The organism is Peptoniphilus rachelemmaiella, from assembly GCF_943169845.1.
In the GTDB taxonomy this organism is placed as follows: Bacteria; Bacillota; Clostridia; order Tissierellales; family Peptoniphilaceae; genus Aedoeadaptatus; species Aedoeadaptatus rachelemmaiella.
The window spans coordinates 1-21,650 of sequence record NZ_CALPBW010000018.1; the positions used below are offsets into that span (position 1 = coordinate 1).

Sequence of the window (21,650 nt, forward strand, 5' to 3'; positions counted from 1 at the left end):
CTTGTTTGCCCCCTTTATTAATTTGTGGTGATTTAATTTTAGGTGATTGGGAAAACAAGTGCTATCTTTTTGCATAAAAATATCCATTAAGGAGTTACTCCCCAACGGATATTATAGAGCCAAATAATATTAAAGGTCTGTCTGGCATATTTCCAATCCTCCTTTATTTTTATTTGCAATAATTACCTGAGACTGCCAACTACGAATGGCCTTCTCGGTAATTTCCTTCACATTATCATTCGGCAGACTTAAAATATACTGTCTATAAACTGATAATGCAAATTCCTCCGCTTCTGCATAGCTTATGCCTAATGTTTTTTTCGCAAGTGTGCTGGGCTGCAAACCGAACTTAAAATCTTTTTCTTTTTCAAAAAAAAGATAGTATTCCTCCAAATTATTTCGGGTTGGTTTTGGTATTTCTAGCCGGACTTGAAACCTACGCCATGCTGCTTTATCAAGTAAAGTATCATGATTTGTAGCAGCAATAACAATGACATAACTTGGAAGTGCATCAATTTGCATCAATAAAGAGCTTACTACACGTTTAATTTCACCAGTTTCATGCGTGTCCCCACGTTCTTTCCCTAGTGTTTCAAACTCGTCAAAAAACAAAACACACTCTCTGGTTTTCACATAATCAAATAGTCTTGATAATCGAGATGCGGTTTCACCGAGATAGGAACCTATAATATTTTCATACCTAACTGTAAGAAGTGGTATCATCAATGCTTCGGATATTGCTTCTGCCAATGAAGTTTTTCCGTTTCCGGGAGGACCAATTAAAAGAATTTTATTTCGTGGTTCTATGCCGTATGACTGCAGTAAATCGGAACGGTTTTGTTCTGTTATTAAATCTTGACAGGTTAATTTAATATGATTTGGAAGAATCAAATGATCTAGTCTTTTTTTAGGAATCTTTTCCAAGAAAAGATTTTGTTCATTTGTCCCACCACGGATAGTCGTTGGTGAAAACAATTTATCTTTCGCGGTATCTTTTTTTGATTTTTTTAATAATTCATCAATTTTTGCTGCAAGTACTGTATGCTGCTTTGAACGTTCTTCGGCGCATAACGCCTCAGTAGCTTTCCTAAAGTTTGTATAGTCATTTATTAAACCATATTTTATTAACTCACATATCAAATCTGCTCTTGCCATAATTTTTTACCTCCTAAATTTTCAACGATAAATGGCAAGCGATTCTATAATAACCCATCCGGAATATCGATGAAATTATTCTCACAAAAATCAAAAAAACTTTTCACTGCTAGATTGCTTGGTGTAACATGACAGTTCTCCCAGCGGTTAATAGTCGAATAACTTACATTTATTGCACTAGCAAGCTGCTCTTGGCTTAAATCAAGGTTCTTTCGCACAAAAATAACAAACTCTGAAAATGTCATTATCATACCTCTTTCTTAATATAGCATATGCCATTATTTTTTTATTTTATTATAGCATATGCCATATTTTTTCCAAGAAGTCTCTTAAATAATCTTATTCTATATCGCTGTGATCGATCTGAATAATATATCCGTCTATTGCCATTTTCCGAAGGTACGCTTCCATGTTGCTTGTAGGCACCTGTTTCATCTTTTCTTCTATCAAAGTGCGTTCTTCTTCCGTAACACGAAATTTAATCTGCACATTTCTTTTTCTGTTATTCATAGGTGAATTTCCTTTCTGCTTTTATAGAGGGTTTGGGACACTTCCCAAGAGTCTACCCCAGCAGACTTTAGCCTGCGAGGGTACAAGCAAAATCTCTATCGCCGAAACTGCGGAAAATAGAGATTTTTTACGGAAAGGGTACCCCTTTCCTATGCTTGCTATTCTTCTTATCCCTTAATCTCTATAACAACGGTAATTTGCCTTTTGCCAAAGCACAGAAAGAAAAAACGCTACAATTTTTTATAACTGCAACGTTTATTTCATATAACCTTTTCAATTGGTTTTTGACACACTATGCGTTTGATTCTTCTGGTTTCTTTGCAATAAATAATATATATATTAGCAATAATATTTGTTAGTTGACTCTAACTGTACATGGTGTTATAATAAAAACCAACACGATGTCGGAATTGGTAGAAATGAAACGGGGTCTTTATTTTGAAAGAAGAGAAACAAAAAGTTGGACAAATCAGAAAGAAAGAAATTCGGGAAGTCGCAAAGAAAATTTTTTTAACGAAAGGCTTTCAAAGTACAACTATGGAAGATGTCATTACAGAGATAGGGATGAGTAGAGGAGGTGTATATTATCGTTACAGAAGCAAGGTAGAGATATTACATGATTTAATGAGAGAAGGCATGGCTTATCGTATGGCTAAAATGAATAGTTTTATGGCGGATTATTCTAGTGAGCTTGGTAAAGAAGCTATCGCAGAAATGCTTGTCGACAGGATGCTTGATGAAAATGAGTTAATGAGTATATATGTAATGTATCTACAAGCTATAAAAGACAATGATGAATTAAAAGAATTGTATTCCATATTGAAAGAAGAAACACTCCATTCGGCTTATGGCGGAGATATAAATGGTGTAAAACTGGGTGATTTTAGATGGAATACTACAGATTTTATACTTTATTTTATGAATGCAATTATTTTAGGTTGCGAGATTCTTGAGGCAAGAAATAATTTCCGGAAAAATAGAGACTTTTTAATTAAAGTGATGATGCTTTATTTTGACTACTACGATGAAGGGAAAATAAAGTAAGAATCAGCACAGAGGCAATAATAAAGTAAAAGAATTAAATTAGGAGGGAAAAATGGATAAGAAAGAAAACAAATTACAGGTCAAGGATTTAATAATGATTGGTGTATTTTCTGCATTATATTTTGTGCTTAATATGGTTGGAGGAATGCCTTTTGCCATGAATCCTATATTAACATTCTATCAACCAATTGGAAGTGCATTTTTATCAGGAATTATATTTATGTTTTTAATTGCAAAGTCGCCTAAAAGAGGAACTATTACTATTTTGGCAGTTATCATGTGTATTTTAAGATTTGCTACTGGTATGCATTGGGCTATGGGAGTAGGAACTTTGATAGCCGGAATAATTGCTGAAATTATAGCAGGAAGCAAGAACTATAAAAACAAAACAATGAATATGCTATCTTTTGGAATATTTGCACTTGGTGACATTGGTACATTTTTAGTATACTTCATCAATCCAGAATCTTGGTCAAACGCAATGATTAAAAAAGGTACAGATATTTCATATATTGAATCCATGAATGCTGCAGCTGCTAATTGGATGATTTATGTAATCGTAATCGGGACTTTCTTGGTTGCTTTGCTTAGTGCTTGGATTGGCATGAAACTTTTGAAAAAGCAATTTGAGAAGGCCGGGATAGTGTAATGAAGAAAAAATCAAATTTACACTTTAACCCATGCACAAAAATAGTTTTACTATTTTTGTGCATAGTTATCTCTAGCCTATTGCCTTCGATAGAATATGAATTGATTTTTGTGTCTATAATTGCACTTTTTAGCGTTATTAACAAAAAAATCAAATTTGCTTGTGGAGGCATACTCATATATTTAGTAGTGTTTATTGTTAGCGTTTTAACTGTTAAGTATGGGAGTAACACTGTCAGGAGTTTGCTAATGCCATTTTTAGGTTTGGTTCACAAGGTTTATCCAGTGTGTATGCTTTCTACGCTTATACTAAGTACTACAAAAGTAGGAGAGTTTTTATCTGCCATGAGTTATGCGAGAATTTCTAAAAAAATAACTATCCCTCTGGCAGTAATGCTTCGATATATACCTACTGTACGAGAAGATTGGATGTATATAAAAGATTCAATGTGTTTAAGAGGTATTACACCATCTTTTTTTGGATTTATAAAAAATCCGGCTTTGACGATAGAATGTATTTATTCACCCATGATAATCATGGCTTCAAAGGCAGCGGATGAATTAACTATTGCATCTATAACAAGAGGGATAGAATCTCCTAAAAAGAGAACATCCATTATTGAAATTCGTTTTGATATTCAGGATGTTATTGCTTTAATAATCGGTGTTGTAATTACTGCCTTTATAATTTATAGGAGTATTTTTTATGATTGAATTAACAGGAATTAGCTTTAACTATAAGAGTACCCCAAGCAACAGCTTGAGTAATATAGATTTAAAAATAAAAAAAGGAGAATTTATCCTCGTTTGTGGAGCTTCAGGTTCAGGGAAAACATCTATTACAAGAGTAATAAATAAGCTAATTCCAGACTATTATGAAGGGCAGATAGAAGGTAATGCAAAAATAAATAATGATTTATTATCGAACTATCAAATGTTTGAAATTTCAGAAATAGTTGGTAGTGTTTTTCAAAATCCAAGAACTCAGTTTTTTAATGTGGACACAAATAGCGAAATAGTGTTTGGTTTAGAAAATCAAGGTATAGAAAGAGATATTTTAGAAAAAAGATTAACTGAAACTTGCCAGACATTAGATATAAGAAAATTGCAGAATAGAAATATTTTTCATTTATCCGGAGGAGAAAAACAAAAAATTGCTTTTGCATCAGTTTATGCGATGAATCCGGACATTTATTTGTTGGATGAACCATCTTCCAATTTGGATATACCGACGATAGAGGTGTTAAAAAGGCACTTATCTGTTTTGAAAAATAGCGGTAAAACAGTTATTATTTCCGAACATCGAATTTACTATTTGATGGATTTGGTTGACAAAATCATATATATGGAAAATGGACAAATTCAAAAGAGTTATTCAAAAAAAGATTTTTTGAATTTACCCGAACAAGAAATTAAAGCGATGGGGTTAAGATCCAGAAGTGAAACAGGACTTGATATAAAAGAAGATATGAGTACTGCAGAACAAGCATATTTACAAGTTGAAAATCTTTCTATACATAGAAAAGATAAGTGTATTATAAGCAATCTTAACTTTTTTGCAAAAAAAGGAGATATTGTTGCGGTGTTAGGTTCTAATGGTATTGGCAAAACCACTTTTTTAAGAACTCTTTGTGGTTTGCATAACGATTACGAGGGAGACATTCTATTTGATTCTAAAAAGATAAATGTTAAAAAGAGAAAGCAAAAAACCTATATGGTTATGCAGGATGTGAATTATCAATTATTTGCTGAAAGTGTATTTTCTGAATGCAAATTAGGAATAAAAAATTCAAACGATGATCTTATTGATGAAATCCTAACTGATTTTGACTTATATAAATACAAAAGCAACCATCCGAATACCTTATCTGGAGGTCAAAAACAGAGATTGGCTATAGCTGTAGGGTTAATATGTAATAAAGAAATTTTAATTTTAGATGAACCGACAAGTGGACTTGATTATAGAAATATGCTTAAGACTGCAGAATTATTAAAGCGTTATTCCAAAGAAAAAGTTATTTTTATTGCTACGCATGATAATGAATTTGCTAATCTAATTTGCAATCGTGTATTGAATTTAGAGAAATAAATGGAGATGTATAAATTTGGGATATTTTAAGAAGGCTATATAAGTATGCACCTGAAAAAAGAGGGTATTCCTATGCTTCGATGATTTTATTGGCGATAACAACTATTCTTTCAGTGATTCCATATCTTTATTTATGGAAGTTTTTGAATGAGCTTTTAGTGGTTAAATCCATTGAAAATACAAATAAAATTGTGGTTGTTGAAAATGACAAAATAGAAAGTGCCGGAGAGCATAAGTATTTATTAAAAAATTCCACAAGATATAGAACTTTAGTACAGTATCCCCAATTAACAAGTGAGGATGAATACTAATGTGGTTCAAAAAACAAGATAAGGATAATAATTTATGGAACAGGATATAAAAACGCAATTACTAACAAAAAGACCAATAGATTTACTCTTTCAGTTATCTATTCCTGCGGTCATTGGAATGATAGTGATTGGTCTATATCCTTTAATGGATGGAATATTTGCAGGGAAAATTATAGGACAGATAGCAATGACTGCCTGTGGTGTTGCCATGACATTGACAATATTTAATAATGGTGTTGCTACTTTAGTAGGAATAGGATCGGCATCTGTTCTTTCTCGTGCTTTAGGGAAAGGCGATCTGAAAACCGTAGATAAAATCATGGGCAACCTAATATTTTGGGTGATCTTGTTTTCGGGAATAATAACGGTTGGAGGAATACTACTTGCACCGTATTTTTTAGATATGGTAGGTGCGACAGGCGAAATCAAAGCTTATGGCATCAGATACCTAAGAGTGATTTTTATCGGCTCTCTCTTTGTGAACTTTACACAGTCTGCAAACATGGTTATGCGTGGCGAAGGTCTGATGAAAAAAGCCATGATGATTATGGGGCTTGGTGCATTACTCAATATTATTCTTGATCCTATTTTAATGATCGTTATGGGTGAATATGCTATTGAAGGGGCTGCACTTGCAACTATTACAGCGCAGTTTGTTCAAGCTGCTGTAACACTTAATTATTTCTTGAGAAAGAGCAAGGTTGTAAAAATTCATAAGATACAGCCTGATGCAGAAATTAAAAAGGAAATGTTCGGAATAGGTTCATCAGCTATGATGATGCAGCTTCTGTTTATGATTCAGCATACTATACTTTACAAAATGGCTTTCAAGTATGGTGGAGATCCGAACGGAATTTTAATGTCTGTTGCACTTCGTGTATATGCCTTTTCGTTCATTCCGCTTTGGGGAATGAGCCAAGGATTACAGCCTGTTGTAGGAACAAACTTCGGAGCAAGGCAATTTGACAGAGTAAGGCAAGCTATGAAAGTATTTTCTATCGGAGGAGTTTTGCTTGCAGCAATTTTTTGGATTCCATCATTGCTATTCTCAAGTCAGATACTTTCCATGTTTGGCATAGAAGCAAATATTATTGTAAAAGGAGTTGGAAATTTCAGACTGTTCTATTCTGTATTTATTTTGTACGGAGTAATGGTCATGAGCATTACCTTTTTTCAATCTATCGGAAACGGGAAGAAAGCGGGAGTTATTGTTATGTTCAGGCAGCTATTCCTGTTTGCTCCTGCAATGATTTTATTACCAATGATATTTGGAATTAAAGCAGTTTGGTTTACGCAGCCCCTTGTAGATTTCATCATGATTGCAATAGGCGTTGTAATGACAATAACTGAACTAAAAAACATGGAAAAATCAGGTTCGACACAAAATAACAGGTAGTTTTATGAGATGAATTATATAAACAACGAACGACAATGGTTACTATGCCCCGTTTGCAAAAACAAAACACGAGTGAAAATCAGAAAAGATACGGAGCTAAAGAACTTCCCACTGTTCTGTCCGAAATGTAAACAGGAAACTTTAATCAACGTCAAACAATTTAATGTATCAGTCATCAAAGAGCCAGATGCAAAGACACAGAGCCGGTGATTCACAGTTATAAAACTGTAATTACCAGCTCTTTTTATTTTAAGGAGAAACCTACTTATGCAAAAGTCTCAATACACAAGTTATATATGACCGTCGTTTTTATCCTGCTTGAATAAAGAAGCGGAAGCTTAAAATCAATCATAGGTTATGAAACACGGCGGCTCTAAAGGAGGTATCGCCGTGTTCATTTTTTATTATCTTAAAATCTTGTTAAAAGGGATATATTCTATTTCCGGGTTTTCGTGCTTTTACGGATGACCTGTTAAATCATATCCATAACCTTATTTTTTCATGTCCGATCCCGGCTGCCCTGCGCAGTCGAGATTTTTTGTGCCTGCAAAAAATTTTTTCAAAAAATATTCGCTTTTCTTTGGCAGTTTTTAGCTCTTCGTTGTTGAGGGTTTACGAAAGGGAAAATTCTACCCGCTTTCGCGGCTGCGAAAGGAGGTGAATACCATGAATGAACCTGAAAGAACCGAATGGCAGATACGCTGCGCATTTAACGGCTTCTGCAAGCGGACATTGAAAAACGAAAGTATCAATGCCCATAAGGAGCTTAAGGAGCGGCAGGCACACGAAATTAACTTTTCCGACCTGACACCGAAAGAGGAAAACCAGCTTTATACCTGTGAAGATTTCTTTGCAGAAGATAAAGAAGAACAAACCTTTTTCGCAGGCGGAAAAGAATTGAGTGCAAAGCTCATCGCTGACGCGATCCACAGCTTGCCGGAAGAAAAAAGAAGAGCTGTCCTGCACTACTACTTCTTTGATATGAGATATGCTTACAAATATACAGATACCTTTGGAAAACCGCAGTTTGTGTACGCATGGAAATTAGTTCCTACGGATAAGACCCCTAAGGGCAAGTGTGAGGATAAATCCCTGCGTGAAAAAGTCAAGGAGATACAAAAAGACCTTGATGACGGGATTGCCCCTGTAGGAAAGAAAATGACCGTGTGCCAGCTTTACGAAAAGCACATACGAAATCATGCAAATGTAAGGCACGGTACAAAGCAAGGTAGGCAGCATCTCATGAGAATAATTGAGGAAGATACGATTGGAGCCTACAGCATCGAGAATGTAAAAATGTCTGATGCAAAGGAATGGGCTTTGCGAATGAAAGAAAAAGGCTATTCTTTCAAAACCATCGGCAACCATAAGCGTTCTCTAAAGACAGCCTTTTATTCTGCCATTCAGGATGACTGTATCAAGAAAAATCCCTTTGACTTTCATATCAATACAGTCATTGAGGATGACACCGAGCCGAAAATTCCTCTTTCGCCCACGCAGGAAGAAAGCCTGCTTTCCTTTGTGAAAAGCGATAAGGTCTATTACAAGTATTATGATGAGCCTATCATTCTGCTTGGAACAGGGCTTCGTATCTCCGAGTTGTGCGGACTGACGGTCAGAGATATTGATTTTGAGAATCGTACAATCAATGTGGATCATCAACTTCAATACTCCGGTAAAAAATCGTACCGCATTGAAATTCCGAAAACGGACAACGGCATTCGTAAAATTCCGATGAGTGACCGCGTGCTTGAAGCCTTGCAGAGAGTACTGCAAAACAGCGAATCCGCGTCATTCTTCTTTCCGCAATAGCGACAAAACATGCCTCGTTCTCCGCCGGCTTGATTGGTTGCCATCTTCTCCCTTCCTTTCTTTTGTCATAAAACAAAATACTTCATTATTTTATGTAATGTTTCAGTATATTAGAAAATTCAAGGTCATACAATACGAAGGTGCGGACGGTGAAGGAGTGAAAACTAATTTTTCTTTTTCTGGCCTTTTTCGTTTACAAAAAAGCTTTTATTTTACGGAGTATCCCCGTCCCTCGATAAAACATGTTAAACTATTGAGTATGTAGGTCGATGATGTTGAGAAAGGACAGTCCATGGGAGCGAAAATCAAATTATGGTTTATTAACGAAAAAAACTTGTTTAAGATGTTGAAATATGTGGCATTGACGATGGTACTCCTCCTTTTGACGTGGGTTTTCGACCATGGATACCCCGAGCTAAAGGCCCGTGTGCCGGATCAATTGCTTTTGTCCGTGGACGTAACCATGGATTTTCTATCGAATATTTCCGGTGTGTTTTTGACGATCAGTATATTTTCTTTTACGACGATCGTTACGGTGCTGAATAAATACAGCAGCAGCGTGTCGCCTCGTATGCTTCAGACGTTTATCGACCGCACCGATGTCTTGGGGCTTTTCGGTATTTTCATCAGTGGCTTTTTCTATTCGGTTATCAGCATTCTCATGCTCCATAATGTAGGGGCCGACGACGATGTCATGGCGGGGAGCTTTGCCATCGCCTACGCCATTGTGGCCATGATCGGCTTTATCGTCTTTGCCAAGCAGGTGCTTGAGAACATTAAGATTTCCAACATTATCGAAGGGGTGTACATCGATTGCGACGCCCTCATCGATGGGGAGGTGGCCCGTCGTGAAAAGGCGAAGCGCTACGAAGACGACAAGGACGCGAAGGAATTTCCCGTGTTGGCCACGACGACGGGGTATTTTTTCGAGGTTCAGTCCGAGACGATTTTAAAGGCCCTGGAAGGGATCAAGGCGGAATTTACCATTAAAAAACGAATCGGGGAATACATCACGGAAGGGGAATCCCTGGGGGTGTTGAAGCTTTTCGGCGGGAAAAATCTCAGCGGAGAAGAAATTGAAGAACTGACCGATACCATCGCTCGCGCCCTGGTGATCAATATGTTTAAAAATATTCAAGACGACTACCATCACGGCCTGGTGATTCTCACGGAGATTTCCGTCTTGGCCCTGAGTCCGGGAACCAAGGACCCGAACACGGCGGTCATGTGTGTGAATAAAATTTCTTCTCTCTTAGGGAAATTGCTCTCCACGGCCAATCAATTTATCGTTTTGGAAGAGGACGGGGATACGAAAATCATCTACCAAAGCTATTCTGTGGAAGATGAGCTCTATTTGGTATTCAGCCAGATCATCACCTATTCCGGCGGCGATCCATTGGTCACGCGGGCCATTTTGCAGGGGCTCTATATGATTTACATGTTGGCGGGAGCGTGCGCAAAGCCCGGCGTGAAAGATTTCTTCGACTCCGCCTACGAGCTGCTTATGGCGAATTTCACCCACGAGGTGCACCTGATGCGATTCGAGCGCATCCGCAAGAATATGGAAGAGCGGGTGAGCATCAAAGAAGGTCGGCACTTGGCTTAGGTTGTGCCGAAAAAAGTGACAGGGATCGCAGGCAGGTGATTGAAATCCGCATTCGATCGGTATATATGAAATGAACGAACGAAACAGCGGATTCGTCGAGGAGGCGAAACAATGAAATTTACCGAAGCGATTAAGAACAAATGGCAACAGTTCTTAGATAAATTGGCCGGCGAAAACAAGAAGTCCTTCGGGGACGCGCCTTTGGATTGCTGCTCCCTGAATAAAAAGGAAAATCATTGAAACGAGCCCTTCGGGGCTTTTTTTCATGGCGTTTTTTTCGGCGGGAACAGAATTTTCGCGCCGGAAAGTCCACCTCCTCGGGAATCTTTTGGTAGAATAAGACAGACAATAATTTTTGGAGGTCGTTTTGGAAAATACAAGAAACAGTAAAAAGAACGCGCCTTTGCTGCTCCTCATGGCCACGGTGACGCTTTTGGCCATTCTCTGTGAGCTCGTGCCTTCCGGGGTCTTGCCGCAAATGAGCGAAGCTTTCGGCGTGAGCACGGCAAAGGCCGGGGGTTTGGTAGGGTCTTACGCCATCGCCTCGGCGATTTTCGGTTTGCCCCTGGTGGCCTTTACGGTGACTTTTGAGCGGCGGCGCCTTTTGGTGATTCTCTTAATGGGCTTTGCCGTGGCCAACGGCTTGGTGGCCGTGGCGCCGAGTTATGAGGCGGCCATGGCGGGACGCTTTTTAGGCGGCATTTGCGCCGGTACCCTTTGGCCCATGATCACGGCTTACGGCATGGCCTTGGTCGACGAGGGCGATCAGGGGCGGGCGGTGGCCATTATCATGTCGGGCATTACCGTGGGCATGAGCTTGGGGCTGCCTTTCATGACCTGGATCGGCACCACCTTCAACTACCACGTGTCCTTTGTCGTCTTGGCGGCGGCGCCTGTGGCCATTGCGGCGGCGTCGCGGGCGTTGCTTCCGAAAGTGGAAGGGGAGGCGCGGAGCAAGGGCAATTCGCCTCTCGCCATGCTTCAAAACCGCGGCGTCCTTTTAATGATTACCCTCACCTTTTTGGCCGTGGGCGCCAATTACGGCGTCTACACCTACGTCACAAACTTGGTGGCCGACGTGCATTACCCCGGCGTGGCCGTGGCCCAACTTTTCTTCGGCGCGGGATCCGTTTTGGCGGTGATTCTTTCCATGCTCTTTATCGACCGCCATTTGTACGGCATGTTCGTGGCCCTTTACCTCTCCGGTGCAGCCACCATGGCCGCCTTCTGCTTCGGCGGATCCGTGATTCTCTTTCACGCAGCCTTCGTCCTCTGGGGCCTGGGCTTCGGCGCCATGAGCAGCATGTTTCAAACGGCGACGGCTCGGCAGGTCACAGAAGGCGTGGCCGTGGCCAATGCCGTGCAGTCCATGGCATTTAACTTCGCCATTATGGTGGGCACCACGACGGGCGGCCTATTATTGGAAAAAGAAGGCACGAAACCCATCCTACTCGCCGCCATGGCCGTGTTGCTCGCGGGCCTCGCCTTGGCGGCAATGAACAGCAAGCGATTTGAACGACAGTAATGATGAAAGGAGCGACCATGTTATTTATCCACTATCCTAAATGCACCACCTGCAAACGAGCCAAAAAATGGCTGGACGAGAAAGGCGTCGATTACACCGAGCGCCACATCGTCGAAGACAATCCCACGGCGGAGGAACTGAAAGCCTGGCACGAAAAAAGCGGCCTGCCCCTGAAGCGATTCTTCAATACCAGCGGCATGAAGTATCGGGAGCTCGGGCTGAAAGATAAGTTGAAAGATATGAGCGAAGAAGAACAATATGCGCTACTGTCTTCCGACGGGATGTTGGTGAAGAGACCCCTTGTTATTTATGATGATGGGGTGCTCGTCGGGTTTAAAGAAAAAGAATGGGAAGAGAAGATATAAATTTCATTTTTCTTTTTCTCGCATACCTTTTTTATCATTTTATAATTATATCTTCGCGATTCTTTCCGGGGGAGGGAAAAAGGGCGTTGCGATTCGCCCTTATCCCTCCCCCGGACCCCCACCCTTTATCCCTAACGCTTTCATAAAGTGCGGAACCCTAACGGGTTCCGATTCCTGTTGGGCCGTGTCGCAAACGAGAGAAATTGAATTGGGCGAAGAATTCTTATTAGCGAAAAAGAAACTTCGTCCGACTCAAAATCTTCTTTCATCGACGCGGCCCAATACAAATCGAAGCCCGTCAGGGCTTCGCACATATAAAAGGCGTTTGTGGGTCGAAGGGGATGGGGCCCCGGGGAAGGGGCAGAGGGCGAATCGCAACGCCCTGGCCCCTTCCCCGGGTTTCAAAATCGTGCGGGAATGATATTTTAAGCGGAATAGAAAACAACACGTCTTTCAGTTAGCTACGCATTTATATGACTGGCGGCTGACTTGGAGTCCGAAAGCTTTGGAAGAATTAATTTTAAGCGAAGTAGAAAAAGAAATAGAAAAGCGGCGCTTTTCCCAATTAAAAAGAAGGCACATCGGTGCCTTCTTTTTTAATTGGAGTTGTGCTTCTTTAAAAGCTCATCCTTCATCTTCCAAAGCTCGGGACTCAAATCCACCACGTATTCCTGCGGGGTGTTGAGTCGCTTGACTTCGTCCCAAAGGCTGTTCAGTTCGCGTTGCACTTTTTCGCGAATGGCCTCCAGGGAGGGGCTTTCGTAAACCAGTTTGCCTCCGATGTAAATGTCTTCCAAAAGGGAGCGCACTTCGTAGTTTCTCAGTGTCTTGCGCTTCCAGGTAAAGAGGGGATGGAAGATTTCGTAGCCGTCTTCGGGGATTTCTTCGCCTTTTACGGTCAAGACGTCGGCGATTGCCTTGCCCTGATCTTTGTCGTAGAAGCGGTAGATGTCTTTGACGCCGGGGGTGGTGATTTTTGTCACATTTTCGGAGATTTTAATGGTAGGCTTGATGACGCCGTTATCTTCCGTGGCCACGAGTTTGTACACGCCACCGAAGACGGGGTGGCTCTTGGATGTAATCAGTCGCTCGCCGACGCCGAAGGAATCCACTTGGGCGCCTTGCTTCAGCAGGTCTTCGATGACGTATTCGTCCAGGGAGTTGGATGCCATAATGGTGACATCGGGAAAGCCTGCGTCGTCTAGAATTTTTCGGCACTGTTTGCTCAAATAGGCGATGTCGCCGGAGTCGATACGAATGCCTCGGCCTTCGTGGCCGGCTTCGCGGAGTTCTTTAAAGACTTGAATGGCGTTGGGAAGGCCTTGATCCAGCACGTCGTAGGTGTCGATTAAGAGGAAGCAGCTGTCGGGATAGACTTTGGCGTAGGCGCGGAAGGCGTCGATTTCTTCGTCAAACATTTGAACCCAGCTGTGGGCCATGGTGCCCAATGCGGGGACGCCGTAGAGTTGTTCGGCCAAGGTGTTGGCGCTGCCGTTGCATCCGCCGATGTAGGCGGCACGGGCCCCTAAATTGGCGCCGCTGTAGCCTTGGGCGCGGCGGGAGCCGAATTCGGTGACGGATCGTCCGCCGGCGGCCTTACAGATGCGATTGGCCTTGGTGGTGATTAAGGTTTGGTGGTTGATGGTGAGAAGCACCATGGTTTCCACCAATTGGGCCTGAATGGCCGGGCCTCTTACGGTGACCAAGGGTTCCGAGGGGAAGACCACGGTGCCTTCGGGGATGGCTCGCACGTCGCAGGCAAATTCGAAATGGGCCAGGTAATCTAAAAATTCCTCGCTGAAGATGCCTTTGGAACGTAAAAAGGCGATGTCTTCGTCGTCGAAGCTTAAGTTTTCCAAGTATTCGATGAGTTGTTCCAGCCCGCTTAAAATAACGTAGCTGGCATCGTCCGGCGCAGAGCGGAAAAACATGTCGAAGTGCACGATTTCGTCTTGCATACCGTTTTCAAAGTAACCGTTGCCCATGGTGAATTCATAGAAATCCGCCAAAAGGGTGTAGTTGTTCTGATCTGTAAATTTCATAGTGCTCTCTTTCTTGTCATTCAATAGACCTTTTTTATCATTATAGCACAATTAGGTATTGCGGGAGGTGGCAAACATTTTCAATCCCGAGAATTGGATCCATGAAGCCTCAGGCGGCGCCGTTTCGTGGTACAATATGTGCAACTATAATGAAGAATGAGAAGGTGAATGATGTTACAAGTCAATGATGTAAGTGTAATTTTTCCCGATAAGAAATTGTTCGACGACGTGAATTTGCTCTTTCAGCGGGGCAATTGCTACGGCGTCATCGGCGCCAACGGCGCGGGGAAATCCACGTTTTTAAAAATTCTCTCCGGAGAAAAGGAGCCCTCCACGGGCCACGTGTCCAAGGACAAGAATGAACGGCTATCGAAGTTAAAGCAAGACCACTTTGCCTATGAAGATTTCACGGTGATGGACACGGTGATTCAGGGCAATGAAGAGCTTTACGCCATTCAAAAGGAGAAGGACGCCATTTACATGAAGCCGGATTTCTCCGACGAAGACGGCATTCGCGCCGGGGAGCTGGAAGCTCGCTTTGCGGAAATGAACGGCTACGAAGCGGAATCCGATGCCTCTCGCCTCTTGCAGGGGCTGGGAATCGAGCTGGAAAAACACAGCCAGATGATGTATGAGCTTCGGGAATCGGAAAAGGTGAAGGTGCTTTTGGCCCAGGCCCTCTTCGGCAATCCGGAGATTCTTTTGCTGGACGAGCCCACCAACGGCCTGGACGTGCGTGCAGTGATGTGGCTCGAGGATTTTTTGGCGGAGTTTGAAGGCATCGTCATTATCGTGAGCCACGACCGCTATTTCCTGAACAATGTCTGCACCCATATGGTGGACATCGACTTCGGAAAGATCAACATGGTGACGGGGAACTACGATTTCTGGTACGAATCCGGTCAGTTGGCGGCGAAGCTCATTAAGGAGCAGAACAAGAAGAAGGAAGAAAAGATCAAGGAGCTGCAAAACTTTATCGCACGATTCAGCGCCAACAAATCCAAATCCCGTCAAGCCACGAGTCGTAAAAAGCTCTTGGATAAAATCGATTTAACGGAAATCCGCCCTTCTTCGCGGCGTTATCCCTTTGTCGGCTTTACTTTGTCTCGGGAAGTGGGCAATGAAATTCTCACCGTGGAAAATCTCACTGCGGAACTGGACGGCAGCCTCCTCTTTAAGGACCTTTCCTTCCGCTTGGACAAGGACGACAAGGTGGCCTTTATCGGAAACGAAGTGGCCATTACTCGCCTCTTTGAAATTTTGACGGAACATGTCACCGATTACAGCGGCGAATTTAAATGGGGCCAAACCATTACCATGCGCTATTTCCCCAGAGACAACAATGCCTTTTTCGACGGCGTGGACAAAAATTTAATCGACTGGCTCAGAGACTACAGCGAAGACCAGTCGGAAATCGTCATGCGCTCCCTCTTGGGCCGCATGCTCTTTTCCGGGGACGAGGCCCTGAAAAAAGCCGAGGTTCTTTCCGGGGGCGAGCGGGTACGGATGATGTTTTCCAAAATGATGATCGATCCCGCCAATGTATTGATCTTCGATCAACCCACCAATCACCTGGATCTGGAAAGCATCGAAGCGGTGAACAACGGGCTTATCGACTTTAAGGGGAATTTGCTTTTCACCTCCCACGACCATCAATTTATCTCCTCCATCGCCAATCGCATCATCGAGATCAAAGAAGATGGCAGCTTCAGAGACGCCAAGATGAATTACGAAGATTACATCGCCCGCTACATCGCCGATCCGAACACAGGCTTTAATTGAATTTTACAAAAAACAAACAATTCATGGCTACAATGAAAAGGGGGTGCATGATGCACGGCGTCATCGACATCGGTTCAAATACCGTGCGCCTGTCGGTTTTCCGCGTGGAAGACGGCGTGGCGCAAAATCTATTCAATGAAAAGCAAACGGTGGGCCTGGCCGGCTACCGAAAAGACGGATGCCTCACAGAAGAGGGGATCCGCGCGCTCATCGAGACTTTGGGCCACTTCGCCTTTATTTTGGATCAGCTGGGAGACATTCGCTACACCCACGCCATCGCCACGGCGTCTATTCGAAACATCAACAATTCCGACGAGGTCCTTCGTCGGGTGAAAAAGGCCCTAAACATGGACATCGAAATATTAAGCGGCGAGGAGGAAGCCCACCTGGCCTTCGTCGGCGCCGCGGGCACCATTTCCGGCCACAAGGACGGCGTCCTCACAGACATCGGAGGCGGCTCCACGGAGATCGTCCTCTTTCGCGAGGGGCGGGTGGTGGATTCCGCCTCCTTGGACATGGGGTCTCTCTCCGTGTTTCGCGACTACGTGGAGGGCTTGTTTTTAACCAACGACGAGCGCAAGGCCATGGACCGGCGGCTGAAGTTTTTATTAAACGCCCAGGCCATGGAGAGGGGACGCTACCCGATTCTCTGTGCCGTCGGCGGCAGTGCCCGGGCGACGCTTAAAATGTACAATACCCTTTTCGACGAACATCCGGACAATGACGAGATGAACACCGACGATTTGAAGACGCTGATGAAGCATTTGCTGGACATTGAAGACAAAGAAAAAATGGAAATTATATTAAAAGTAAAAGCAGACCGTATCCATACATTGTTGCCCGGTCTTTCGATTCTTTACCGAATCGCCAAGTATTTCCACGTGGAAAAAATCGCCGTCGCCCAGACGGGGATCCGGGAGGGCTACGTCATCAGCCGAATCATAGGAGGCTAATAATGCACGACATTTCTTTCACTCAAAATCGCGAACTATCCTGGCTGCGCTTTAACGAGCGGGTTTTGGACGAAGCACAGGACGGGCAGGTGCCCCTTTTGGAGCGGATGAAATTTCTGTCCATCTTCGATTCCAATTTAGACGAATTTTTTATGGTGCGGGTAGGTTCCCTCACGGACCTTTCCATGCTTCAAAAGCGGGTCATCGACAATAAATCCGACATGGATCAGGACGAACAGCTCGCCGCCATTATGGAGCAGGTGCGGATGTTGTACCAAAAAAAGGATTACGTCTACGAAGAGCTTCGGGATCAGTGCCGCGCCCGAGGCTATTACGCCATCGAAAGTGAAGAAATGACGGAGCGCGAGGAAAAAATCCTCTTGCCTTACTTCGAAAACACCATTAGTCCCTATTTAAATTACCAAATCGTGGACTTAACCCATCCCTTTCCCCACATTCCCAATTTAGGCATCGTCATCGTCTATCGCTTGCGGAAAAAAGGCGACGACAGCGTGAGCTCCATCGGCGTGATTCAGGTGCCGCCTAATTTAAATCGAATCATTCGGTTGGATAAAAATAAATACATTCTCCTGGAAAAGGTCATCGAAAAATACGGGGCCATGCTCTTTGAATCCTATAGCGTCGAAGACAGCTACCTGATGAGCGTGACGCGAAACGCGGACATCGAATGGGACGACGAGGATTACGAATTCGCCGAAGACTATCGTTCCCATATGAAGAAGATGCTGAAAAAAAGAAAGCGCCTCATGCCCGTGCGCGTGGAGCTCGACCGCATGCCGCCGAAAGAGGTGCTGAATAAGCTTTTAAACAAGCTCGCCCTCGACGAAAGCCGGGTCTTCGTCACGGCGAGCCCGGTGCGCTTGGGCTATCTCTTCGGCGTCGTGGAGGAACTGGCGCCCTCTATGGGGCCGGAGAGCGTGGATCCGCCCTTCGAGCCGAAAAACAGCCGCTACGTGGACGAAAAGAAACCCATGATGGCGCAGATCGAAGACAGAGACATTTTGCTTTCTTATCCCTACGAATCCATGGATCCCATCATTCGCCTCTTGGACGAGGCGGCCAAGGATCCCACGGTGGTCTCCATAAAAATCACCTTGTACCGCATCGCAAAAAATTCCATGGTGGCGGAAAAACTCATAAAGGCGGCGGAAAACGGCAAAGATGTCTTGGTCCTCATGGAACTCAGGGCCCGATTCGACGAAGAAAACAATATTCTCTGGTCGGCGAATTTGGAAAATGCCGGCTGTCGGGTGATCTACGGCTTCAACAAATTTAAATGCCACTCGAAAGTGCTCTTAATCACCCGCGTCGTGGACAACAAGCCCGTCTACATGGCGCAAATCGCCACGGGCAATTACAACGAAAAGACGGCGAAGCTCTACACGGATTTCGCCCTCATGACCGCCCATCAGGGCATCGGCCGAGACGTGAATCGCCTCTTCGACAATTTCCTCATCGGGGAATTAGAGGGAAGCTACGATTATTTGTGGGTGAGCCCGAAAACCTTGCCTGAAGGGGTGGAGGCGGCCATTGACAAAGAAATCGACAAGGTGAAGGCCGGCGGCGAGGGCTATGTGCGGTTGAAGATGAATTCCATCTCCGACAGAGAAATGATCGACAAGATCTCCGAAGCTTCCAATGCCGGGGTCACTGTGGAGATGATGGTTCGGGGAATCAGCTGCATCGTGCCGAAAATTCCCGAGCGCACGGAAAACCTCTCCGTCTATTCCCTGGTGGGCCGCTTTTTGGAACACCACCGCATCTACCAATTCGGTCGCGGCGAGGCGGCGGAGGTGTATATTTCCTCGGCGGACTTCATGACGCGGAATCTGAGAAAGCGCGTGGAAGTGGCGGCGCCCATCCTGGATCCGGACATTAAAAAGCGGATTCTGGACTTTATGGACATTCTATTTAAAGACGATGTGAAGCGCAGGGAGCTTTTGCCTTCGAAGCGCTACGCCCATGTGGAAAACAAGGAAAACTTTATTGCGCAAAACTACTTAATCGAAGAAGCCGATCGCTTCGCAAAGGACGCAGGGTCGAAGGAGAAGGACAGCGTCGTGATAAAAAGCGAAGAGAAAAAGGCGCCGGGATTTTTCGCCCGACTGAAGAAAAAGCTCTTCGGCTAAAAAAATGAAGGGAATCGACAGGGAGACCTGTCGATTTTTTTGTGGGACAAAAGGAAAACTTCCATCGCCGACCTTATGGAAAATCTTTGATATAATAGGGGCAGAAAGGGGGAGAAGGATGAAAGCGAATAACGAGACGATGTATTATGCCTTCGTCGAGACGCCGGCGGGCGTCATGAAAATCGAAGCCACAGATCGCACCATCCGCTCTCTGACATTTGTGGAGGATATGGGTGCTTCCCATCCAAATGTTTTGTGCGAAAAGGCCGCCGCGGCCCTTCATGATTATTTTTCGGGAAAGGGAAGATCCTTCGATCTGCCCCTTGAAAAAGCGGCCTCGCCCTTTGCGGAGAAAGTCTACGAAGCGACGAAAAACATCCCCTTCGGCGAGGTGCTCAGCTACGGAGAAATCGCTCGGGCCGTGGGATCTCCCGGTGCCGTCCGGGCCGTGGGCCGCGCCCTGGCAAAAAATCCCCACATGATCGTCGTTCCCTGTCATCGCGTCGTCTACGAAGACGGCACCGTCGGCCACTACGCCGGCGGCGACGAGAAAAAACGCACCTTACTGGCCTTTGAAAGAGGTGTGTCGTGAATCAGCTCCTGCTTTTTGTCTCCGTGGTATTTATTTTGGCCCTCATGGCCATTCGCTTTTCTCATAAATACGGCATCCCCGCCCTCTTATTGTTTTTCGTCTTAGGGATCGGAGCGAGCCGCGCGGGGCTTCATTTCGATAATTACGACTTTATGGAGCAATACGCCTCCTTCGCTTTGTTTATCATTATGTTTTACGGGGGCTATGGCACGAAACTTGAAATGGGCTTGCCCGTCTTAAAGCCCGCCGTCTTTTTAAGCGCCTTGGGCGTCGTGATAACGGCGGCGGTAACGGGGCTTTTCGTCCACTACGTGCTGAAATTTCCCATGATCGAATCCATGCTCTTTGGCTCCGTGGTCGGTTCCACCGACTACGCCTCCGTCTCCTCCGTCTTGCAGAGTAAAAATCTGAATCTGAAGTACCGCTCGGCGCCCCTTTTGGAACTGGAAAGCGGCTCCAACGACCCGACGGCCTACACCATGACCATGATCTTTTTGAGCATCCTTCTGGGTTCGGATCTTTCCATTCCCCTGTTGGTTGCTAAGCAAATCGGCTTCGCCCTTCTCATCGGCTTTCTCATGACGCGGGTGTTTTTCTTTATTACGGAGCACGTGAATTTCAGAAAAGAAGGGCTCTTTACCATCTACGTCTTCGCCATGGCCATGGGTACTTACGCCCTTACCGGCGTCCTCGACGGCAACGGCTACCTGGCCGTGTACCTCTTCGGCATCATCGTGGGCAATCAGGAATACATGGGCAAGCGGGAGCTGGTCTTTTTCTTCGACGGCCTCACGGAAATTATGCAGATCAGCCTCTTCTTTCTCATCGGCTTTCTTTCCCATCTGCCGGCCCTCATCCACTGGTTGCCCATGGGCATCGTCGTCACCCTCTTTATGCTCTTTGTAGCTCGCCCCGTGGCCGTCTTCGGCATTATGGGCTTTTTTGAATCCACGGTGAAGCAAAAAGTGGTGCTTTGCTGGGCGGGGCTTCGCGGCGCGGCGGCCATTGCCTTTGCCATCATGGTCATTAACAGCGGCGCGCCCCTGGAAGGGGATCTCTTTCACATCGTCTTTGCCGTGTGCATCGCCTCCAGCTTGATCCAGGGCTCCCTACTGCCCTGGGTGGTGAAGAAAATGGACATGCTGGATCCCAACGACACGGTGCTTAAAACATTTAACTACTATCAAGACCGAAGCGACGTGGGCTTTTTGGAAACCCGTGTCTACGACGAGGCCTTAATCGGCACGCCGGTAAAGGATTTAAACCTGACCTTCGACTTTATCGTGGCGAAACTGGTAAGGGGCGGCAAGACCATCGTCCCCCGCGGCGACACGATTCTCGAAAAGGGCGATGTGGTGGTCATCGGCGGCAAGAGCCACTTCGACGAAGTGGGAGGCAATTTGGAAGAATTCACCATTCGCAAGAACCACCCCTGGCAAGGCAAGCGCATTATGGACATCCATTTTAAGCCGACGGAGCTCATCCTTATCGTGCAGCGGGATCAAAACATTCTCGTTCCCACGGGCCAAACCGTGCTTTGTGCCGGGGACACGGTAATCTTTACAGACAACGAAGATGAATTTTACGACGAAGAAAAGGAGGCGGGAGAAAATGCCTCTCAGGAAAGTGAAGGGAAGTAAGGGCATCCTAAAAAGAATGTAAATAGCCCT

21 protein-coding genes are annotated in these 21,650 nt (G+C 44.5%); 17 read left to right on the top strand and 4 right to left on the bottom strand.

Annotated features, from left to right (window positions below):
* Nucleotides 1-129: 129 nt before the first annotated feature.
* The 3 genes from KO087_RS07745 to KO087_RS07755 all read right to left on the bottom strand — a co-directional run bounded on the left by KO087_RS07745 (nt 130) and on the right by KO087_RS07755 (nt 1,665).
* Entirely contained in the window at nt 130-1,155 is a 1,026-nt protein-coding gene (locus KO087_RS07745) for an AAA family ATPase (RefSeq protein WP_215508702.1), read from the bottom strand.
* Nucleotides 1,156-1,199: 44 nt separating this feature from the next.
* Nucleotides 1,200-1,400, bottom strand: a complete 201-nt coding sequence (locus KO087_RS07750; RefSeq protein WP_008522391.1) for a helix-turn-helix transcriptional regulator — start codon at nt 1,398-1,400, stop codon at nt 1,200-1,202.
* Between the two features lie 94 nt (nt 1,401-1,494).
* Nucleotides 1,495-1,665 (bottom strand): plasmid mobilization protein, encoded by a 171-nt coding sequence (locus tag KO087_RS07755; RefSeq protein WP_432765680.1) that lies wholly within the window; start codon nt 1,663-1,665, stop codon nt 1,495-1,497.
* Between the two features lie 438 nt (nt 1,666-2,103).
* On the opposite strand from KO087_RS07755, the gene KO087_RS07760 reads away from it, so the two are divergent.
* The 12 genes from KO087_RS07760 to KO087_RS07815 all read left to right on the top strand — a co-directional run bounded on the left by KO087_RS07760 (nt 2,104) and on the right by KO087_RS07815 (nt 12,461).
* Complete coding sequence (locus KO087_RS07760) at nt 2,104-2,709, top strand: TetR/AcrR family transcriptional regulator (protein WP_215508703.1); 606 nt, start codon at nt 2,104-2,106, stop codon at nt 2,707-2,709.
* Between the two features lie 52 nt (nt 2,710-2,761).
* Nucleotides 2,762-3,358 (top strand): MptD family putative ECF transporter S component, encoded by a 597-nt coding sequence (locus KO087_RS07765; protein ID WP_009644439.1) that lies wholly within the window; start codon nt 2,762-2,764, stop codon nt 3,356-3,358.
* Nucleotides 3,358-4,071, top strand: a complete 714-nt coding sequence (locus tag KO087_RS07770; RefSeq protein WP_215508704.1) for an energy-coupling factor transporter transmembrane component T — start codon at nt 3,358-3,360, stop codon at nt 4,069-4,071. Before KO087_RS07765 ends, KO087_RS07770 begins: the two co-directional genes overlap by 1 nt.
* Complete coding sequence (locus KO087_RS07775; protein WP_215508705.1) at nt 4,064-5,446, top strand: ABC transporter ATP-binding protein; 1,383 nt, start codon at nt 4,064-4,066, stop codon at nt 5,444-5,446. Before KO087_RS07770 ends, KO087_RS07775 begins: the two co-directional genes overlap by 8 nt.
* 80 nt (nt 5,447-5,526) lie before the next feature.
* On the top strand, nt 5,527-5,757 hold the full coding sequence (locus KO087_RS07780; protein ID WP_215508706.1) for a hypothetical protein: 231 nt from the start codon (nt 5,527-5,529) through the stop codon (nt 5,755-5,757).
* Between the two features lie 34 nt (nt 5,758-5,791).
* On the top strand, nt 5,792-7,153 hold the full coding sequence (locus tag KO087_RS07785) for an MATE family efflux transporter (RefSeq protein ID WP_215508707.1): 1,362 nt from the start codon (nt 5,792-5,794) through the stop codon (nt 7,151-7,153).
* 9 nt (nt 7,154-7,162) lie between these two features.
* Nucleotides 7,163-7,363, top strand: coding sequence for a cysteine-rich KTR domain-containing protein (locus KO087_RS07790; protein WP_215508708.1), 201 nt, complete (start codon nt 7,163-7,165; stop codon nt 7,361-7,363).
* Nucleotides 7,364-7,819: 456 nt separating this feature from the next.
* A complete protein-coding gene (locus KO087_RS07795) occupies nt 7,820-8,965 on the top strand; it encodes an integrase DNA-binding domain-containing protein (RefSeq protein WP_251374975.1) in 1,146 nt (381 codons plus the stop codon).
* A 343-nt stretch (nt 8,966-9,308) separates the two neighbouring features.
* A complete protein-coding gene (locus tag KO087_RS07800; RefSeq protein ID WP_285814623.1) occupies nt 9,309-10,571 on the top strand; it encodes a DUF2254 family protein in 1,263 nt (420 codons plus the stop codon).
* A gap of 111 nt (nt 10,572-10,682) precedes the next feature.
* Complete coding sequence (locus KO087_RS07805; protein ID WP_251374979.1) at nt 10,683-10,811, top strand: LDCC motif putative metal-binding protein; 129 nt, start codon at nt 10,683-10,685, stop codon at nt 10,809-10,811.
* A gap of 127 nt (nt 10,812-10,938) precedes the next feature.
* Nucleotides 10,939-12,096, top strand: coding sequence for an MFS transporter (locus KO087_RS07810; RefSeq protein WP_251374981.1), 1,158 nt, complete (start codon nt 10,939-10,941; stop codon nt 12,094-12,096).
* A gap of 17 nt (nt 12,097-12,113) precedes the next feature.
* Complete coding sequence (locus KO087_RS07815; RefSeq protein ID WP_215508710.1) at nt 12,114-12,461, top strand: arsenate reductase family protein; 348 nt, start codon at nt 12,114-12,116, stop codon at nt 12,459-12,461.
* A 596-nt stretch (nt 12,462-13,057) separates the two neighbouring features.
* Here KO087_RS07815 and KO087_RS07820 read toward each other — a convergent pair.
* On the bottom strand, nt 13,058-14,503 hold the full coding sequence (locus tag KO087_RS07820; RefSeq protein ID WP_215508711.1) for a nicotinate phosphoribosyltransferase: 1,446 nt from the start codon (nt 14,501-14,503) through the stop codon (nt 13,058-13,060).
* 171 nt (nt 14,504-14,674) lie between these two features.
* Between KO087_RS07820 and KO087_RS07825 the strand changes: the two genes are divergently transcribed.
* The 5 genes from KO087_RS07825 to KO087_RS07845 all read left to right on the top strand — a co-directional run bounded on the left by KO087_RS07825 (nt 14,675) and on the right by KO087_RS07845 (nt 21,620).
* Entirely contained in the window at nt 14,675-16,285 is a 1,611-nt protein-coding gene (locus tag KO087_RS07825; protein ID WP_215508712.1) for an ABC-F family ATP-binding cassette domain-containing protein, read from the top strand.
* A 47-nt stretch (nt 16,286-16,332) separates the two neighbouring features.
* Nucleotides 16,333-17,238, top strand: a complete 906-nt coding sequence (locus KO087_RS07830; RefSeq protein WP_215508713.1) for a Ppx/GppA phosphatase family protein — start codon at nt 16,333-16,335, stop codon at nt 17,236-17,238.
* Between the two features lie 2 nt (nt 17,239-17,240).
* Nucleotides 17,241-19,388: a polyphosphate kinase 1 gene (gene ppk1 / locus KO087_RS07835; RefSeq protein WP_215508714.1), complete on the top strand. Its 2,148-nt coding sequence runs from the start codon at nt 17,241-17,243 to the stop codon at nt 19,386-19,388.
* Nucleotides 19,389-19,506: 118 nt separating this feature from the next.
* Entirely contained in the window at nt 19,507-19,980 is a 474-nt protein-coding gene (locus KO087_RS07840) for a methylated-DNA--[protein]-cysteine S-methyltransferase (protein ID WP_215508715.1), read from the top strand.
* A complete protein-coding gene (locus KO087_RS07845) occupies nt 19,977-21,620 on the top strand; it encodes a potassium/proton antiporter (protein WP_285814624.1) in 1,644 nt (547 codons plus the stop codon). Before KO087_RS07840 ends, KO087_RS07845 begins: the two co-directional genes overlap by 4 nt.
* Nucleotides 21,621-21,650: the final 30 nt, after the last annotated feature.

Coding starts and splice junctions, on each gene's coding strand:
- KO087_RS07815 (WP_215508710.1), top strand. CDS start 12,114: ATGTTATTTATCCACTATCCTAAATGCACCACCTGCAAACGAGCCAAA.
- KO087_RS07755 (WP_432765680.1), bottom strand. CDS start 1,665: ATGAATAACAGAAAAAGAAATGTGCAGATTAAATTTCGTGTTACGGAA.
- ppk1 (WP_215508714.1), top strand. CDS start 17,241: ATGCACGACATTTCTTTCACTCAAAATCGCGAACTATCCTGGCTGCGC.
- KO087_RS07820 (WP_215508711.1), bottom strand. CDS start 14,503: ATGAAATTTACAGATCAGAACAACTACACCCTTTTGGCGGATTTCTAT.
- KO087_RS07775 (WP_215508705.1), top strand. CDS start 4,064: ATGATTGAATTAACAGGAATTAGCTTTAACTATAAGAGTACCCCAAGC.
- KO087_RS07745 (WP_215508702.1), bottom strand. CDS start 1,155: ATGGCAAGAGCAGATTTGATATGTGAGTTAATAAAATATGGTTTAATA.
- KO087_RS07800 (WP_285814623.1), top strand. CDS start 9,309: ATGTTGAAATATGTGGCATTGACGATGGTACTCCTCCTTTTGACGTGG.
- KO087_RS07770 (WP_215508704.1), top strand. CDS start 3,358: ATGAAGAAAAAATCAAATTTACACTTTAACCCATGCACAAAAATAGTT.
- KO087_RS07840 (WP_215508715.1), top strand. CDS start 19,507: ATGAAAGCGAATAACGAGACGATGTATTATGCCTTCGTCGAGACGCCG.
- KO087_RS07785 (WP_215508707.1), top strand. CDS start 5,792: ATGGAACAGGATATAAAAACGCAATTACTAACAAAAAGACCAATAGAT.
- KO087_RS07830 (WP_215508713.1), top strand. CDS start 16,333: ATGATGCACGGCGTCATCGACATCGGTTCAAATACCGTGCGCCTGTCG.
- KO087_RS07825 (WP_215508712.1), top strand. CDS start 14,675: ATGTTACAAGTCAATGATGTAAGTGTAATTTTTCCCGATAAGAAATTG.
- KO087_RS07790 (WP_215508708.1), top strand. CDS start 7,163: ATGAATTATATAAACAACGAACGACAATGGTTACTATGCCCCGTTTGC.
- KO087_RS07765 (WP_009644439.1), top strand. CDS start 2,762: ATGGATAAGAAAGAAAACAAATTACAGGTCAAGGATTTAATAATGATT.
- KO087_RS07805 (WP_251374979.1), top strand. CDS start 10,683: ATGAAATTTACCGAAGCGATTAAGAACAAATGGCAACAGTTCTTAGAT.
- KO087_RS07795 (WP_251374975.1), top strand. CDS start 7,820: ATGAATGAACCTGAAAGAACCGAATGGCAGATACGCTGCGCATTTAAC.
- KO087_RS07750 (WP_008522391.1), bottom strand. CDS start 1,400: ATGACATTTTCAGAGTTTGTTATTTTTGTGCGAAAGAACCTTGATTTA.
- KO087_RS07780 (WP_215508706.1), top strand. CDS start 5,527: ATGATTTTATTGGCGATAACAACTATTCTTTCAGTGATTCCATATCTT.